Genomic DNA, 2,801 nt, shown 5'->3' on the forward strand with positions numbered 1-2,801 from the left:
CGAACTCCAAAGGCCGAGCGTCCCGGCCGAGAATCCGCGCTGTCGTGGCGCTGACGGTAACGCTTTTGGCAGATTGCCTGTCTTTTCTTGACGCAGGTGATCATCCATCTCGACCGTCAATGGCAGCATGTCAAAAAGAGCGCGAGCAGCGGGGTTATCGGTCAATTGGGCCGGTACCTTGCCCCAGTCGGACGAAATCAAAATGCGATCTTGAGCCATGGCGAATCCCCCAATGTTTATCGTCAGCGAGGCGGCGATGAGAACAACTGTTGCGAAGTATTTCATGCTTGGCCAACCTTTGACTGAGAGCGGTAATTTTCGGCTGACCTGAGAGCGGTCAACGAGTAATGGGCAAGCACCGCGACACCCGCCATGACAGCGGTCCAATGCGCGAAAAAAGGCGTCACCGACGCGGTGAAGTCCCAGAAATCCAAGCTGTAGCCGAACATTAGCTTTGTCGCGACACCGAGAACGGCAAAACTCCATGCGCCGAAGGCCAGAAGGATCAAAGCTGAAAGCCTGAGCACGCCTGCCCTAAACCTGGAGGGACTAAGCCTGAACAGCGTCGCCACCGAGGACATCACTCGCGTCCAATGCGTGCCAACATGGACGGCAATGATCATCACCACCCAGTAAGCCGAGAACCAATGAAACTCGACGATGCTGGCGTCAACTGAATACTGGAAGAAGCCCGCTATCGAATGGGAAACCGCGGCGCTGGTAATAAGCAGCACGCCAATATTTATCATGAGCCACGTGTGTATGGCCGCGACGATCCACCGGCGAGCGTCGTACCGACCGATGCGCAACTTCAAGAACCAGCGCCTGTTGATGAAGAGGTGCCATGTAAGAAGTCCGAAGAAGACTACCCCGAAGAACTCGTGCGGGCCATTGTCGAGCCACCAGTAGGCAAGCGCGAGGATCAACAGCGCGGCCATTCCGGCTGGAAGGCAAAGGCGGTTGGCGGCTAGTCGACGCATGACCTGGCTCCTACCACCATCAGAGCGCATCATCATCGGAGATGGCTCCATCAAACGTGAACATGAACTGTTCGGACTGGCGTGACCGGTGACATGAGTAACAACGAGCGACGTTCTCATCCGCCTTGATGGTCTGATCTGGCCAGAACCACTGATATTCCCAATCCTCGGCACCATCGCCAACCTTCTGGCCGACAAGATACCGTGTCAGTACATCGCTTTGGTAATCGACAAGGACCATATGCGTGCCGGTGGGAACAGGCTTGCCAGCTTTTAGAGCAGCTAGGGCCTGAGGGCTTGTCAGCATGTGCTCGCGCGTAATTCCTCGCCGCACCGTGGTAAAGTGCTGCAGCCGCTCAAGGGGTGGAAATGTCACCGAGTTTGCAGCCGCCAGAGCCTTTGTCGGGATTAGCTTGGTTTCGGAAAGGAAGTACCCGGCAAAAACGACCGAGAAGGGTAGTGCCATCAAGCCGGACCACCGATAGATTCTCATGGTTTTATCCTATGTTGACCGATTAACCGCGGCCGACTGTTTGCCTCGCAATGCGCAAGCGTATTTTCGAGCTCGCCAGGATGTCTCGGCCCACGACGGCCGAGTTAGATGCAAAGAGTGAAGACACGAGCAGCTCTCGCGGCGGCTCGCTTCCCATTCATGCGAGGTGCTGATCGAAGAAGCGCTTCAGCCTGTCAAAGGGAATAAGATCAACGCGATCGTAGAGGTCGACGTGACCGGTACCCTTGATCCAGACCAATTCCTTCGGCTCCGCAGCACGGTTATAGGCGTCCTGGCTGAATTCCTTCGAATGCGCCTGATCGCCGGAGATGAACAGCATCGGGCGAGGGGAGATCGTCTCGATGTCGTTGAACGGGTAGAAGTTCATGAACTTAACGGCGCTGCTCAGGGTCGGCTTCGTCGTTGTTTCTCTGGCGACGCCTGCAGGTGTGAACTCCCCGCGCGGCGTGCGGTAGAAGTCATAAAACTCGCGCTGGATCGGATCCGTTTCGGCCGTCAGCTCAAGCGTCGTGCCACCGATGTATTGGATGTCGGCACCATCAACCTCTGCCCAACGCTGTTCGGCGGCCGTTGCGATGAACTGCTTACGCTGTTCGACCGTCTGGGACTTGTTCAATGCATCGCGAAAAGTAGCGCCCATGTCGTACATGCTGACGGTGGCTATGGCCTTGATGCGGGGATCGATCTTGGCCGCGCTGATCACAAAACTACCGCTCCCGCAGATCCCGATCACGCCGATGTTCTGTCTGTCGACGAAGGAACTCGACCCGAGAAAATCGACACCGGCGCTGAAGGCCTCCGCATAAATCTCCGGGGAAACCAGATTGCGTGATTGTCCTTCACTCTCGCCCCAGAACGGTAAATCGAGAGACATTGCGACATAGCCCTCTTCCGCGATCTTAGTGGCATAGAGGTTAGCGCTCTGCTCCTTTACGGCACCCATAGGGTGACCGACGACGATAGCCGCCGTCTTCCTTGTCCGATCGAGATCCTTGGGCAGGTAGAGGTTGCCAGCGACAGATGTCTGATACTGGGTTTTGAAGGCGACCTGGTGAGAGGTCACTTTATCGCTGGTGTAGAAATTGGCTGCGCCGTTGGACATGTCTTGGGCCTCTGCAAGGTTCGTGTCGGACAGGGACGTCGCCGCGAGGGCCGCGATGCCGGCAGCCGTCATTCTGAGCACTTGCCGGCGGTCAAAGCCGAGCTTCGATATCCGGCGATTGCCTTGGTTTTGGTTGGTCATCTCTTTTTTCCATTTGTTCGATGATGCGATGGCTGTCGGGATGAATGGGAATTCCGCCACTTTC

4 protein-coding genes are annotated in these 2,801 nt (G+C 56.4%); all 4 read right to left on the reverse strand.

The window, feature by feature from the left end; translation table 11 throughout:
* Positions 1-285, reverse strand: a 285-nt coding sequence (locus FHT73_RS29165; protein ID WP_246712280.1) for a cyclophilin-like fold protein, incomplete at its 3' end; no start/stop codon positions are given.
* A complete protein-coding gene (locus FHT73_RS29170; RefSeq protein ID WP_112610480.1) occupies positions 282-980 on the reverse strand; it encodes a hypothetical protein in 699 nt (232 codons plus the stop codon). The genes FHT73_RS29170 and FHT73_RS29165, both read right to left, overlap by 4 nt.
* A gap of 19 nt (positions 981-999) precedes the next feature.
* Positions 1,000-1,473: a hypothetical protein gene (locus FHT73_RS29175; protein ID WP_112610411.1), complete on the reverse strand. Its 474-nt coding sequence runs from the start codon at positions 1,471-1,473 to the stop codon at positions 1,000-1,002.
* Between the two features lie 157 nt (positions 1,474-1,630).
* On the reverse strand, positions 1,631-2,801 hold a 1,171-nt coding region (locus tag FHT73_RS29180; RefSeq protein WP_246778837.1), incomplete at its 5' end, for an alpha/beta hydrolase.

The organism is Rhizobium sp. BK098, assembly GCF_014193155.1.
GTDB lineage: Bacteria > Pseudomonadota > Alphaproteobacteria > Rhizobiales > Rhizobiaceae > Rhizobium.

What these genes read in the sequence shown, in the direction of transcription:
- FHT73_RS29175 (WP_112610411.1), bottom strand. Translation starts at nt 1,473, where the DNA reads ATGAGAATCTATCGGTGGTCCGGCTTGATGGCACTACCCTTCTCGGTC.
- FHT73_RS29170 (WP_112610480.1), bottom strand. Translation starts at nt 980, where the DNA reads ATGCGTCGACTAGCCGCCAACCGCCTTTGCCTTCCAGCCGGAATGGCC.